The organism is Rhizobium ecuadorense, assembly GCF_001187535.1.
GTDB classification, from domain to species: Bacteria; Pseudomonadota; Alphaproteobacteria; order Rhizobiales; family Rhizobiaceae; genus Rhizobium; species Rhizobium ecuadorense.
Genome location: NZ_LFIO01001267.1, coordinates 93,321 through 107,521, shown reverse-complemented (window position 1 = coordinate 107,521; position 14,201 = coordinate 93,321). Strand labels below are relative to the sequence as shown.

The following is a 14,201-nucleotide window of genomic DNA, read 5'->3' as shown; positions in this document are numbered from 1 at the left end:
AAATACCCCGGGGCAGCCGTCAGAGCATCATCGCTGATCTGCGAAGGCTGGCCGATCTGGCGGAAGCAAGTGGTGACAGGGTTTCCGCAGTCCGGGCGCGCTGAAGCTTGCATGGAACGTCGCGCACCACGTCCCTGCCAATACGAGGCAGCCTTCCATCGATACCGTCATTTACTCGAGGCTACGCCCTCCCGGGCTTCGTAGCGTGAGGGGAGGTTGGAGGATGCCGCGCTCTCCCCAAGGCGGGTGGGAATGGACAGGTGCCACTGGCGGAGGCATTGCTGCTTCCTCTGAAATCACCCACCGACACCGCCAGCCAACTCCAGCCGCCGCCCTATCCCGATGCTCTCGAGAAACGTCTCATCATGACTGACGACCAGCAGTGCGCCGTCATAGGCACGCAGCCCGGCCTCGACCGCTGATATCGAATCTATGTCGAGATGGTTGGTCGGCTCGTCGAGGATCAGCAGCGGCGGCGGTGCGGAGCCGAGAACGCAGGCAAGGCCGGCGCGCAGCAATTGTCCGCCGCTCAACGTCGAGACAACCTGCAGCGCCGCGTCGGCCCTGAACATGAAGCGGGCGAGGGCGGCCCGGCAGGTGTTTTCATCGGCCTGCGGGTTGATCCGGCGGAAATTGTCGCGGATCGAGGCTGAGGGATCGAGAAGGCTGACCTTCTGATCGAGCATCGCAAAGCCGGTCATCACGGCGACGGTGCCGGCCCAGGGCTTGAGTTCGCCGGTGAGAAGCGAAAGCAGCGTCGTCTTGCCAGAGCCGTTCGGCCCGGTGACGGCAATGCGTTCCGGCCCTTTCACCTCGAAGGAGAGATCGCGGATGACCGGGTCACCCGGCCGATAGCCGACTGCAACGCCTTCCATCTTCAGCACGGTCTTATTGGTGGCGAGCCCGGTCCGTGGCAGGAGCACCGACAAGGGCTGGAGGACCTCGATCTTCTCGCGCGCCGCCTTTGCGTCTTCCTGTGCCGCCGAGCGCCGGCGTTCGGCAAGACGGGCGTTGTCGCCGCCGGTCGTTTCGCTCCGCTCCTTCATGCCGCCGAGCATGATGCGGGGGATGCCGCCCTTGGCGGCTATCTTGCGCCCAGTGCTGTCCCTGTGCGCCTGACGCTCCACAGTCGCCTGCGCCTTCCGTGCTACCTCGGAAATGCGCTTTTCGGCATCGGCGAGATCGTGTTGGGCGGCCGCAAGTTCCAGTGCCCTGCGCTCGCGGTAATGGCTCCAGTTGCCGCCATAGCGGGTGGCGCCGAGTGAGGTCAGCTCGACGATCGCATCCATGCTTTCGAGCAATTCCCGGTCATGGCTGACGATGACCGCGCCGGCCCGCCAGCCCGATATCAGTGCGATCACCGCCTCGCGGCCGTCGCGGTCGAGATTGTTCGTCGGTTCGTCGAGCAGCAGAAAATCCGGTTCGGTGAAAACCAACGCGGCAAGCCCGGCCCGGGTCCGCTGCCCGCCGGAGAGCGCGGCAAGCGGCGTCTGCGGCTCTGCGTTGAGCCCCGTGCGATCAAGCGCAGCGGCCATGCGCGCCTCCAGCGTCCAGTCCGCGGATAAAAGTTCGTCGGCCGTTGCCGTGCCGGTTTCGGCCCGCTGAAGGACGGCGAGCGCATCGGTCGCGCCGAACAGATCGGCGACGGTTTCATCGGGTGCCACCTGCACGTTCTGGCGCAGGATGCCAAGGCTGCCGCTGACGGACAGCGTCCCCGACTGCGGCCGGATGCCGCCGGAGACGAGCTTGAGCAGCGTCGTCTTGCCGACGCCGTTGCGCCCGACGAGGCCAGTGCGGTCAGTCCCGAAACTCAGGTCGAGATCGGAAAAAAGCGGCCGTCCGTCAGGCGTGGCCCATGAAATTTGCGAGAGAGTGATGGATGCAGGCATGGATGTGGATTTCCCCGTTGGCAAGGCGAACTGGCATTGCGATCGGGTTGAAATCCATTGCGGCACACATCCTGTTGAAATGGTCGATGGCGGGTAATTTAGGGGAGGAAAGCAGGTGATTCAAGGCAGGGAACAATCACGCTTTCTTCCAGAAAGCCGCCCCTCACCCTAACCCTGCCGGGGTCGAGCCGCTTGTCTCGACCCGTCCTTCGGACCCCCGTAAACGGGGCGAGGGGACGTGCCCTGCGAGGCGCTGGTGAGTACGGAGAGTCGCGGCAAGCCTCCTTCGCCCCGCAAGCGGGGAGAAGTGCCGGCAGGCGGATGAGGGGCTTACAGCGCGCCGCCTGCGAATAACTACCGCTTCAAGCTCCCCAGGATCCCGCGCACCAGCGCCCGGCCGACCTGGGTTGCCACCGTGCGCGCCACGCTCTTCATCGCTGCCTCCACCACCGTTTCGCGCTGGTAGCCGGAAGAGCGGCCGCGCGATTGGCCGCGACCCTGCTGGTTGTCGTCATTGCTGCCGCCGAAGCCCGGCAGGCTCCAGCCGGATGTGCTGTCCGGCTGCTGCTCGGCCGCTTCCTCCTGTGCCCGCTTGGCGGCGTCGGCATTCGCCGCCTTCTTGGCGCGCGTCGCCAGGATCTCGAAGGCGGATTCGCGGTCGATGTCCTCGTCATAGACGCCGAGCACCGGGCTCCGGTCCATGATCTGCTGGCGTTCACCATCCGTCAGCGGGCCGACGCGGCCGGAGGGCGGGCGGATCAGCGTGCGCTCGACGATCGATGGCGCCCCCTTGGCCTCCAGCGTCGAGACCAGGGCCTCGCCGGTGCCGAGATTGGTGATGACGGTGGCGCAATCGAAGGCCGGGTTCGGGCGGAAGGTATCGGCCGCCGTCCTCACCGCCTTCTGCTCGCGCGGCGAATAGGCGCGCAGCGCGTGCTGCGCCCGATTGCCGAGCTGGGCGAGCACCGTTTCCGGCACGTCGAGCGGGTTCTGCGTCACGAAATAGACGCCGACACCCTTGGAGCGGATCAGCCGTACCACTTGCTCGACACGTTCCGTCAGCACCTTCGGCGCGTCGTTGAACAGCAGATGCGCTTCGTCGAAGAAGAAGACGAGCTTCGGTTTTTCAGGGTCGCCGACCTCCGGCAGTTCCTCGAACAGTTCCGAGAGCAGCCAGAGCAGGAAAGTGGCGTAAAGGCGCGGGTTCATCATCAGCTTGTCGGCGGCAAGCACCGAGATCTGACCGTAGCCATTATTGCTGGTGCGCATGATGTCGGAGATCTTCAGGGCCGGCTCGCCGAAGAAATGTTCCGCGCCCTGCTGTTCGAGAACGAGCAGCGCCCGCTGGATCGAGCCGACCGAGGCCTTGGAGATCAGCCCGTACTGGGTGGAAAGTTGGGTGGCGTTCTCGCCCATATAATTGAGCAGCGAGGTGAAATCCTTGAGGTCGAGCAGCGGCAGCCCGGCCTGGTCGGCGATCTTGAAGGCGATGTTGATGACGCCTTCCTGCGGTTCGGAGGCATCCATCAGCCGGGCGAGCAGCAGCGGCCCCATCTCGGCGACGGTAGTGCGCACCCGGTGACCCTTCTCACCGAACAGATCCCAGAAAATCACCGGGAACTGGTCGAATTCATAATCGGTGAAGCCGATCTGCTCGGCCCGCTTGGTGAGGAAATCCTTGGCCTCGCCCCTGGCGGCGATGCCGGAAAGGTCGCCCTTGATGTCGGCGGCAAAGACCGGCACGCCGGCCCGGGAGAAGCCTTCGGCCAGCACCTGCAGCGTCACCGTCTTGCCGGTGCCGGTGGCGCCGGTGACTAGGCCGTGGCGGTTGCCGAATTTGAGGTCGAGATACTCAGGCTTGTTGATGCTGTCGTCGGGATTGCGGCTCGCGCCGATGAAAATCTTGCCATCCTCGATCATCCGCAATTCTCCCTTCGGCGCTGCCGCTCTTTGTCGGAAGACTGGCTTGCGCCGCCTTCATCGAACCATCGTTTCTCTGTTATAAGCAGGCAGGCGGATGCGGACAACTGTTTGCATCGAAAGCAAAACCGGACATTGAGTTGCGCTCGAATCTCGATTAACGCTGACGTTAACGTCAAAAAATAGCAGGAGGCTGACGATGAATGAAATTGTGACCCAGATCGCCGATCGTGTGGGTATCGCGCCTGATCTGGCCGAAAAGGCGCTCGGCATGATGCTCGGCTTTCTGCAGCGCGAGGCGGCCGACGGCCCGGTCGCCCGGATGATCGAGGCAATCCCCGGCGGCGCCGATCTCGTCGCCCAGTTCAACGGCGAAAGTGCCGGCGGCGGTGGCGGTCTGCTCGGCGGGCTGATGAGCGCGCTCGGCGGCGGCGGCATCATGGGCCTCGGCCAGCAGCTGATGGCTGAAGGCCTCGGCATGGGCGAGATCACCTCGCTCGCCAAGGAAACCATCGCCATCGCCAAGCAATATGCCGGCGAAGAGGTCGTCGACGAAGTCGTGGCTTCGGTGCCGGGGCTCAGCCAGTTCGTCTGATACACAGAGTCGAAAGGAGCCTCGCGGCGTCGCTGCGGGGCTCTATACTGCTCGCCAAACTTTGATCATCTGCGCCCGCTCTATGGGGAACAATGAACGCATATCGTCTGTTTCTGTCGCATCGCCGACACCAGAAGGAATAGGATCATGCGCAGGTTTATTGCAGCAACGACGATCGCTCTCCTCAGCCTCTCCGCCCCGGTTCTTGCCCAGTCGAATATGGGCATGGACGCCAGCGGCCGGATCGACGGCACGCCGCCGCTTGGCACAGCACCAGGCGCCGAGACCCAAAGCGGGCTGGTCATTCCGCTCGACTCGATCGAAACCGGCAGCGTCGACAACGGCGCCCCGAACGGACGGGTCGATTGGGCGCGCTGCCCGCCGCGCAAGGCCCGTGGCGCGCTTGCCACCGAAGGCGGCAATAGCGGCGCCTCCGTCAGCGCGGCCTGCCGCGATCGATAACACAGGAGCGTTCTATTTGCCGTCCTTGCCGTTGCGATGCAGCAGGACGCCAAGTTCGTGCCATTGCCGCCCGTCGCGCTCGATGAGGTGATCGGCGCAGTCCGGTCCCATGCTGCCCGGCGTGTAAGCGTCGGGTGTGCTCGGGTCCTTCGCCCAGATATCGAGGAAGGGCTGCACCGCCGCCCAGCCGGCCTCGATGCCGTCGGCGCGCTGGAACAGCGTCTGGTCGCCGATGAAGAGATCGTAGAGCAGCGATTCATAACCGGTGGTCTTGCCGATATCGAATTTGTCGGCATAGCGGAAATCGAGTGAAACCGGCGTGGTATCGACCGAAAGCCCCGGCGACTTGATCGAGATTTCCATGCTCATGCCCTCGTCCGGCTGCACCTGGATCACCAGCCGGTTCGGCGGCAGGCGGCGATTGACCTCGGTCTCGCGGAACTGCGCGAAGGGCACCGGCTGGAAGGTGATGACGATTTCGGTGTCGCGCGCCGTCAGCGCCTTGCCGGTCCTCAAGTAGAAGGGCACGCCCGCCCAGCGCCAGGTATCGGCATAAAGCTTCAGCGCCACATAGGTCTCGGTCCGGCTGTCGGGCGAAACGTCCTTGCTGTCGCGATAGGCCGGAAGGTCGGCGCCGTTGAGCGGGCCTGCGCCATAGGCGCCGCGCACGCCATGCGTCTTCGCCTCTTCGGGCGTATAGATGCGCAATGCCTTCAGCACCTTGCTCTTCTCGTTGCGGATCGCTTCGGCATCGAAACTGTTCGGCGGTTCCATGGCAATCATCGCCAGCAGCTGGAACAGATGGTTCGGCACCATGTCGCGCAGCGCGCCTGTCGCATCGTAGAATTTGCCGCGGCCGCCGACATCGACGATCTCGGCGGCGGTGATCTGCACATGGTCGATATAGCGGCTGTTCCACAGCGACTCGATGATCATATTGGCAAAACGCGCCGTCATCAGGTTCTGCACCGTCTCCTTGCCGAGGAAATGATCGAGCCGGTAGACTTGGCTTTCGCCGATCTGGGCGAGAATCTGCGCATTGAGCGCCCGCGCCGAGGCGAGATCGGTGCCGAACGGCTTCTCGATGGCGACGCGGCGGAAGGTGCCGTCCTTTTCATCGGTCAGGCCATGGGCGGCGAGTTTCTCGACGATCGAGCCGAAGAAGGACGGCGGCACGGCGAGATAGAAGGCGGCGTTGGCATCCGGCCCCAGCCGTTTGCCGATCTCGAGGAAGATATCGTCCTTGGTGAAATCCCCGGCCATATAGGAAATGCGCCGGCGCAGGCTCTCCCAGACCTCGTCCTGTTGCGTCTGCTCCTCACCGCTCAGATGCTTTAGGAATTCGTCGAGCCGCTTGCGCAGGAATTCGTCATCGCCCGGCTCGATGCCGATGCCGAGAATGTGGAGATCGTCACCGACGAGGCGGCCGCGCGTCAGATTGATGATCGCCGGCACCAGCAGCCGGCGCGTCAGGTCGCCGGTGGCGCCGAAGATGACGAGGGTGACCGGCGGGGTAGGGGTAGCGTCCATATGTGTCATCTCCTTTTCCGGCCGACTATAATGCGCGCCGGTTTCGCCGCAACATATGAGAGCGAGGGATAACAGGCATTTGACAGCTTGCGGGGCCTGCCCCTCATCCGCCTGCCCAAGACCCCTCCCCAACCCCTCCCCACAAGGGGGAGGGGCTAAGCTGCGCTGGCTGCTACCCTTCTACGAATTGCTGCGATGGAAATTATGTGAAGCATTGCAGCATGTTAGTCCCTCCCCTTTGTGGGGAGTGGTTGGGGAGGGGTCTTGGATCGGCCTAAACCGGAGCACTGATCAGCGCCCGCCTACCTCTTCACCGCCACCATGAAAATCCGCGGAAACCGCAGCAGCACCCGCCCGTCCGACATCTTCGGATAAGCCTTTTCCACCCGTGCAAGATAATCCGCCAGAAAGGCCTCGCGATACTCCTCACCGGCCCGGGCGAGATAAGGCATCAGCCCAGTGCCCTTCACCCATTCGACGATCGCTGCCGCATCCGCCATCGGGTGATTGTAGATGGTGTGCCAGATATCGACGCGCGAGGCTTTGCCAATCAGTCTGGAGTAGTAGGCGGACGGCGCAGGCAAACCCTTGCGGCGTACGCTCTTTCCCTCGAAGGCGCTCTTCCAGGGGCCGTTATTCGCCGTCTCCTCCATCAGGAGATGAGTGGGTTCGCCAAGATTGTCGGGCATCTGCACCGCCAGCGCCCCGCCTGGGGAAAGCCCGTCCATCAGCCGGTCGAAAATATCGAGATGATCGGGCAGCCACTGGAAGACGGCATTGGCAAAGAGCAGGTCCGTGGGCTCGGTCGGCTTCCAGCTGCCGAGATCGGCCTCGGCGAAGGCGGTGCCCGGAAGCCGCTTGCGGGCTGCCTCCAGCATGTTGAGATCGCTGTCGAGGCCCGAGACGCCCTCGGCACCATAACGCTCGATGATGAGTTCGGTCGAATTGCCCGGCCCGCAGCCGAGATCGACGGCGCGGCGGATGCTCTGCAGCGGCACTTGCGCCAGAAGGTCGCGTGCCGGTCGTGTGCGTTCGTCCTCGAATTTCACATATTGGGTGGCGGACCATGCCATGGCGGTACCTCCTGGTGTCGGGCCACGTCTTCCCTTTGGCGAATACGGATCTTGTCGACGTTGCGGCCGGGTCGGACCGCTTCGAGGCGCGACATAAGGCGCCCGCAACCTTCACTCCGCGGACACGAGTATCTTGTCCACGCGTCTGCCGTCGAGATCGACGACTTCGAAGCGCCATCCATCCCTCGTGAAGCTCTCCCCCAGTTCGGGCAGATGCTTCAGCTCTTCCAGCACCAGGCCGGCCACGGTCTGATATTCGAGATCGTCATCGAGCTTGAGGTTCAGGAATTCGGCGAATTCGTCGATCGGCGTCCAGCCGGATACCAGGTAGGAACCGTCGTCCCGGCGAGCGATGGCCTGTTCATCCACCGGTCCCTCCTGGAGAGCGCCCATGATCGCTTCCAGAATGTCGCCTGAGGAAACGATCCCTTCGAAATGGCCGTACTCGTCAAAAACCAGCACCATGTGGACCGGCGATTTCCGGATGGCTTCAATCACATGGATGGCGGTTGAAAGGTCGGAAACCACCGGCACGTCCTGCGTCAGAGCCTTGATATCGGCGCTGCCGTGTTCCGACATCGAGTCGTAAAAGTCCTTGACCGGAAGGATGCCGATCACCTCGTCCGAACTGCCTTTGCGAACGGGCAGCCGAGACCGTTTCGTCCGGTGCAACTGCGCCCGGATTTCATCAAGGCTGTCGTCGATATCGATAATTTCGACGTCGCGCCGGGGCGTCATCAGCGCCCGGGCGGTGCGGTCCGCCAGCCGCATGACGCCCGATATCATCGCCGACTCTTCGCTTTCGATCACGCCGGCCGACTGCGCTTCGGCGAGAACGGTTTTGATCTCCTCGTCGGAGACATTGTCGCCGCTTTTGCCTGTTTGGCCGAGGAGCTTCAGCACAAGATTTCCGGAGGCGTTCAGAAGCCAGACGAGCGGCAGCGCGATTTTGGAAAGCACCGCCATGGCGGGTGCGACCTTCGCCGCAACGGCTTCGGGTTCCCGCAACGCGATCTGCTTTGGCACGAGTTCGCCGACGATCAAGGAAAGATAGGTGATGGCGACGACGACCGAACCGACGCCGACGGCGTCCGCGGCCGTCGACGACATTCCCTGCGTCTGCAGCCATCCCGCGAGGCGGCCCCCGAGCGTGGCCCCCGAAAAAGCGCCGGAGAGAACACCGACCAGCGTAATGCCGATCTGCACCGTGGAGAGAAAGCGGCCGGGGTTTTCGGCAAGTTTGATGGCTTGCGCCGCCCCCTTGCTGCCATTGTCGGAGAGAACCTTCAGGCGGGCCGTTCGAGAAGACACAACAGCCAACTCCGACATGGCGAGCACACCATTGAGGATGGTGAGAAGCACCACAATTCCAATTTCCAGAAACACGGGGACCCTATTCGTTGAGGTTTCAATGCCGCATTGATCAGGCGACGCGGCCAAGCATTCGAAGAGACGCTATATCAGCATCGCCCTTCGTCTTTCCATCGTCGTATTAACATCGAGGCGGCCCGTCATTCGCAATGATCTGGAAGAAGGCTGCTCCCTGCGGGATATGCTCAAGGCGAGGCGGAGATCATCGCACGGTCTACAGCGGTTGCCACCTTCCTCGGTCGGGAAATCCCGACTGGAACGGGCGGAGCTTGTACTGGACGGGTCGCTGTCGGGCATGTCGCAATTTTGGCGGTGAAACGGTGCCGACGCAAGAGGCGTCCAGCAAAAATCATAGTACCGCATTGATATGACAGTTTCGAAAAGGTCGGCGGGCCCACGTTCCGGCCGGCAATTTCTGCGGGATTTTTCGCATTTCTGCATGATGCCGAACCGCTCGAAACGGTCCGGCATCATGTATGCGCGCATCAGGCCGCCAGGATCGTAATCCCGTAGGCATTGGCGGCTGCCGTCATACGGGCGATGGTCTCCGCCGAAGGGCTGGCCTTCGGAGGCTCCGTCACGCCTTCCGCTTCGATGAATTCGGCCATGTCGCGATCGACGACCGCGGAAAAGATTGCGGGGGCGGTCCCGCGATTGGAATAGCCGTGCACCACGAAAGGCGGGATGCTGACGATGTCGCCGGCGCCGGCCTCGATCTCTTCAGGGCCGTTGTCGGTCAGCCGCCAAATCGTGAGCCGTCCTTCGAGAATGCGGAACACCTCGGGGCTCGCATGCGCATGTTTCGGCGTCCGGCTGCCTGATGGTACGGTGACGTCGAAGATGTTGAGCCAGTTTCCGCGGATACGAACCCGTCGTTCGACCCGGTCGCCGAGGACGAAGAAGCGCTTCGCTTCGTCGTCGGCATGCGTTTTCACAAATGAGTTGGACATCATGTCTCTTTCTTCTTCTTGGCTTTTTCTTGCGGACGCAGCCGTTAGGCCTTTGTGCCGTCTTTGGCAACCACCGCAATAATGCGTGTTGGCAAACCAATGGCCCCGATATCGGTGCGGCGGGACGCTTTCGCAAGACCTGCCAGGCGGTGGCAAGAGCTGGTTGTTCGCTCCGCCTGCCCTTGCCATGCGTTCGTGCCAAAGCGGGAAGCCAGAGAGCGATGGCTAGGGGCACGGCTTGGCTCCGTCCTTCGGACCCCCGCTGGGGGAGAAGGGGAGTCGTGGCAACGCATTGCCGGCTCTCTTTGGCCATAGCATATCGGAGGAACGAGAAGCGGAATTGCCTCACGAAAACCGCGTGATCACGCTGATGCCCGTCGCCTCCGCCTTGTCGAGCGTCATTAGCGCCGGCACTGCTTCCTCCAGGCTGATACGGCGTCCGATCAGCTTCTGCGGGGCGATCTTGCCGGCTGCCAGCATCGACAGCATGGCGTCGTAGCGCCAGGCCTGCATGCCGTGGCTGCCGTAGATCTCCAACTCGTGGCCGATCACTTGGGCCATCGGGATCTGCGGCGTGGCATGTTCGCCGAGCATCAGCCCCACCTGCACATGCCGGCCGCGCCGGCGCAGATTCTTGATCGAGTTGAAGCAGGTGGCGGGGTGGCCGAGTGCGTCGATCGAGACATGCGCGCCGCCCTTTGTGATCTCGCGCACCGCCTCCGAGACGTCGGCGACGCCAGAGGCATTGACCGTCGCCACTGCGCCGCATTCTCTGGCGAAGGCGAGTTTCTCCTCCGATATGTCGATGCCGATCGCATTGGCGCCGAGGGCGGTGGCGATCATGATCGCCGACAGGCCGACCCCGCCGCAGCCATGCACGGCGATCCATTCGCCGGGCCTGGTGCGCGCCTGATCGGCAACGGCGCGGAACGAAGTGGCGAAGCGGCAGCCGAGGCTCGCCGCCGTCGCATCGTCGATCGTGTCGGGCAGATGCACCAGATTGGTATCGGCATAATCGATCGCCACATATTCGGCGAAGGATCCCCAATGGGTGAAGCCCGGCTGGAATTGGTTCGGGCAGACCTGCTGGTTGCCGGAATGGCACTCCCCGCAATGGCCGCAGCCGGAAACGAAGGGCACGGTCACCCGGTCGCCCACCTTGAAACGCATCACGCCGCGGCCGGTGGCGACGACCTGCCCGGCAAGCTCGTGCCCCGGCACATGCGGCAGGCGGATATCGGGATCGTGTCCCATCCAGCCGTGCCAGTCGCTGCGGCAGAGCCCGCTGGCGCCGACCGATATGACGACGCCGTCCTCGGAAGGTGTCGGATCGGGCAGGGTACGGATTTCGGGCGCCTGTTCGAAGGCTTCGTAATACATCGCTTTCATCGGCGTCTTCCTTTGCTGCTGTCCCGCGATTTTTCTCTATGATCGCACGCGGCAGGCCGCCGTTCCAACATCCCATTCCATCATTTTTGCTGATGCACCCATCGCTGAAGGCGTGGGCGTCGCGCACGAATATTGCGGGCTGGACCCATCCTCCGGCATTTTCTTGCTTCCGCATTTCCCATCCGGATTTGTCCTTGACCCCGCCCGCTGCGGCGGTTTTTGCTTCCGAGCTTTACAGGGGAGGGCAGCATGGCCGTCGATACATCACCGCGTTCAACCACCTGGACTCATGTCGACGGGGAGTGGCTTTCCGGCAATCCGCCGCTGATCGGGCCGACCTCGCATGCCATGTGGCTCGGCTCCACGGTCTTCGACGGCGCCCGCTGGTTCGACGGCATAGCGCCCGATCTCGACCTGCATTGCCAGCGCATCAACCGCTCGGCGCTCGCCATGGGGCTGAAGCCGGTGAAATCATCAGAGGAAATTGCTGCGCTCGCCTGGGAAGGCGTTGGCAAATTCGATGGCGCGACGGCGATCTACATCAAGCCGATGTATTGGGGCGAACACGGCGCACCGGGCAGCATTGTCTCCGTCGATGCCGAATCGACCCGCTTCGCGCTCTGCCTGTTCGAGGCGCCGATGGGCGGTCATGCCGGCACCAGCCTCACCGTTTCGCCCTATCGCCGCCCGTCGCCTGAGACGGCGATGACCGAGGCAAAGACCGGCTCGCTCTATCCGAACAGCGGCCGCATGATCGCCGAAGCCCGCGGCCGCGGCTTCGACAATGCGCTTGTGCGCGATCTCAACGGCAATGTCGTCGAAACCGCCTCGTCGAACGTCTTCCTGGTGCGCGACGGCGTGGTGATGACGCCGGCCGCCAACCGCACCTTCCTCGCCGGCATCACCCGCGCCCGCGTCATGGACCTCTTGCGCAAGGCCGGTTTCGACGTCGTCGAAGCAACGCTGTCCGTCGAGGATTTCCTCGCCGCCGATGAGATCTTCACCACCGGCAACTACTCCAAAGTCGTCGGCGTCACCCGCCTCGACAGCTGCGATTTCCAGGAAGGCCCGGTCACCCGCAAGGCGCTGGACCTCTACATGGACTGGGCCCACGGCAGAAGCGAGAGTGAGGAGTGAGGGTGAGGAATGGTCCCGCGCAGCGGGAGCAATCGATCCAGTGAATCGATTGCAGTGACGAACGCCCGAAGCGCAAGCGCAGGGCTGGCGCGGTCGTTCCCCTTGGAGCCATCTGCAAAGCCACCAATGACAACTTCAAAACGATGGGGCCTCACCAGTACTCATCCCGCCTGTAGAAATTGCCGTAGAGGTGCGTCAGCACCGAATTGGATGCCAGTTTTTCTTCATCGCTGTCGCTATAAACATGTTTGTGTGGATCGCCTTCGCTGTAAATGAGAGCGACGAAATGATTGTAACCCGAGCCGACGATGCCCGTCGACACGTCGCGCGCATCGATGATGGCAAACTTTGGACTGTTCTGTGAAGAGCCGCTCGTGGCAGTGGCAGCTTCGAAACTCGATTTATTGAAAATGGCGTACCATAGCCAAGGATCGAATAGTGGCACGGTGACGATCGTCCCAAAGCAAACCGGAACAATGATGATGGCGATGAAGCTACTCGCCATCCCACGGAGACGACGACGAAATAGCGCGACAAGCGCGCTGATAAACCAAACGAGCAGCATGCCCACGATCGAAAGAACGAGCAGCGGCCCTACCAATAAATCGAAGACTCCTCGTAGCCCAAAGGCAAAATCAAGCGGCCAAAAATCTAAGGCGCGACCGTAGGCGGCCCACGCGGTGCCAAGAATAGCGGCGATGACCATTCGCCGAACATTCCAAATGTCTATGCGCTCAACCGACACATTCACCTCATTGTTTTTTAACGTCGAATGGTGTCCAGCGAAGTCGAGGCATTTTGATGTCCGATCGGCATTCCTGCCGAGCTCCGCTGTGTGAATTCCCCTCAGGTCATCCACTTCCGATGCTCCGCAAATCTCTCCGCCAGGAGGTCGATGAACAGCCGCACCTTGGTCGGCAGGTGGCTGCGGTTGGGGTAGACGGCGTTGATGTTGAATTCCACCGGCCGGTAGTCCGGCATGATCTTCACCAGCCGCCCGTCGGCGATGTCGTCGAACACCACGAAGCTCGGCGCCAGGAAGATGCCCTGTCCGTTCAGCGTCAGAAAACGCAGCATTTCCGCGCTGTTGGAGACGACGTTGCCGCCGATCTTGACGCTCTCCTGTTTGCCCTCGCCATCCTCGAAGCGCCATTCGTCGCCATAGGGGTAATAGGCATATTGCAGGCAATTGTGATCGGCGATCTCGGCCGGCCTTTTCGGCATCGGATGGCTCTCGAAATAGGCCGGCGAGCAGACCAGCATATGGCGCCAGGGCGTCAGCTTGCGGGCGACCAGCGAGGAATCCGGCGGTGGTACGGTGCGCATCACCAGGTCGTAGCCATCCTCGATCATGTCGACCATCCGCTCGCCGACACTGAAATCGAGCGCGATCGATGGGTAAAGCGCCATATATTCGCTGACGACGGGCAGCAGGAAGCGCACGATGGCGCTGCTGGTATAGACCTTCAGCGTGCCGCGCGGCGTGGTGTTCAGCGCCCCGGCCGTGCGATCCGCCTCATCGAGTTCTGCCAGGATCTGCGACGAGCGCTCATAGTAATATTTGCCGGTTTCCGTCAGGCTGACCTTGCGTGTGGTGCGGTTGAGCAGCCGCACGCCGAGCCGGTCCTCCAGCGATTGCACGTGATTGCCGACCATGGTCACGGACATGTTCAGCCGGCGCGCGGCAGCGGAAAAACCGCCGCATTCTACCACCCGGCCAAAGACGGCGAGGCTTGTCAGTCGGTCCATATTGTCTCCGGATTATCCGCTGAGAGTTGATGATCCTTCCCGATATAAGCAGATTATCAAAAGGAATGGCAGGGTGCATTTTCCGTCGCATCGAACAGGGCCTCGCAGAAACGGGGTGACAGACGAAGGAAACGGA

Annotated in this window: 12 protein-coding genes; 3 read left to right on the top strand and 9 right to left on the bottom strand. The window is 62.5% G+C overall.

The window, feature by feature from the left end:
* Positions 1 to 296 precede the first annotated feature (296 nt).
* Positions 297 to 1,889 carry an ABC-F family ATP-binding cassette domain-containing protein gene (locus AF337_RS26685; RefSeq protein ID WP_049734491.1) on the bottom strand — a complete coding sequence of 531 codons (1,593 nt, stop codon included), beginning with the start codon at positions 1,887 to 1,889 and terminating at the stop codon, positions 297 to 299.
* A 354-nt stretch (positions 1,890 to 2,243) separates the two neighbouring features.
* Positions 2,244 to 3,809, bottom strand: a complete 1,566-nt coding sequence (locus AF337_RS26680; protein WP_049734490.1) for a helicase HerA-like C-terminal domain-containing protein — start codon at positions 3,807 to 3,809, stop codon at positions 2,244 to 2,246.
* Positions 3,810 to 4,008: 199 nt separating this feature from the next.
* Between AF337_RS26680 and AF337_RS26675 the strand changes: the two genes are divergently transcribed.
* Both AF337_RS26675 and AF337_RS26670 read left to right on the top strand, forming a co-directional pair.
* The gene (locus AF337_RS26675) at positions 4,009 to 4,404 is read left to right on the top strand and encodes a hypothetical protein (protein WP_049734489.1); all 396 of its coding nucleotides are present in this window, start codon (positions 4,009 to 4,011) and stop codon (positions 4,402 to 4,404) included.
* A 147-nt stretch (positions 4,405 to 4,551) separates the two neighbouring features.
* Positions 4,552 to 4,866 carry a hypothetical protein gene (locus tag AF337_RS26670; RefSeq protein ID WP_049734488.1) on the top strand — a complete coding sequence of 105 codons (315 nt, stop codon included), beginning with the start codon at positions 4,552 to 4,554 and terminating at the stop codon, positions 4,864 to 4,866.
* Between the two features lie 12 nt (positions 4,867 to 4,878).
* Here the strand turns inward: AF337_RS26670 and zwf are convergent, their stop codons facing one another.
* From zwf to AF337_RS26645, 5 genes are all read right to left on the bottom strand, one after another.
* Positions 4,879 to 6,396, bottom strand: coding sequence for a glucose-6-phosphate dehydrogenase (gene zwf / locus AF337_RS26665; RefSeq protein WP_049734585.1), 1,518 nt, complete (start codon positions 6,394 to 6,396; stop codon positions 4,879 to 4,881).
* Positions 6,397 to 6,698: 302 nt separating this feature from the next.
* Positions 6,699 to 7,469 carry a trans-aconitate 2-methyltransferase gene (gene tam / locus AF337_RS26660; RefSeq protein WP_049734487.1) on the bottom strand — a complete coding sequence of 257 codons (771 nt, stop codon included), beginning with the start codon at positions 7,467 to 7,469 and terminating at the stop codon, positions 6,699 to 6,701.
* 111 nt (positions 7,470 to 7,580) lie between these two features.
* Positions 7,581 to 8,855, bottom strand: a complete 1,275-nt coding sequence (locus AF337_RS26655; protein WP_049734486.1) for a hemolysin family protein — start codon at positions 8,853 to 8,855, stop codon at positions 7,581 to 7,583.
* A gap of 470 nt (positions 8,856 to 9,325) precedes the next feature.
* Positions 9,326 to 9,793, bottom strand: coding sequence for a cupin domain-containing protein (locus AF337_RS26650; RefSeq protein ID WP_049734485.1), 468 nt, complete (start codon positions 9,791 to 9,793; stop codon positions 9,326 to 9,328).
* Between the two features lie 342 nt (positions 9,794 to 10,135).
* Positions 10,136 to 11,179, bottom strand: a complete 1,044-nt coding sequence (locus AF337_RS26645) for a zinc-dependent alcohol dehydrogenase family protein (RefSeq protein WP_049734484.1) — start codon at positions 11,177 to 11,179, stop codon at positions 10,136 to 10,138.
* A gap of 249 nt (positions 11,180 to 11,428) precedes the next feature.
* Here AF337_RS26645 and AF337_RS26640 point away from each other — a divergent pair, with 249 nt between their 5' ends.
* Positions 11,429 to 12,316: a branched-chain amino acid aminotransferase gene (locus AF337_RS26640; protein WP_049734483.1), complete on the top strand. Its 888-nt coding sequence runs from the start codon at positions 11,429 to 11,431 to the stop codon at positions 12,314 to 12,316.
* A gap of 151 nt (positions 12,317 to 12,467) precedes the next feature.
* On the opposite strand, the gene AF337_RS26635 is transcribed toward AF337_RS26640, so the two are convergent.
* Together AF337_RS26635 and AF337_RS26630 are read right to left on the bottom strand one after the other, a co-directional pair.
* A complete protein-coding gene (locus AF337_RS26635) occupies positions 12,468 to 13,175 on the bottom strand; it encodes a hypothetical protein (RefSeq protein WP_225881132.1) in 708 nt (235 codons plus the stop codon).
* On the bottom strand, positions 13,163 to 14,065 hold the full coding sequence (locus AF337_RS26630) for a LysR family transcriptional regulator (protein ID WP_049734482.1): 903 nt from the start codon (positions 14,063 to 14,065) through the stop codon (positions 13,163 to 13,165). The genes AF337_RS26635 and AF337_RS26630 overlap by 13 nt, the downstream gene beginning before the upstream one ends.
* Between the last annotated feature and the right edge of the window lie 136 nt (positions 14,066 to 14,201).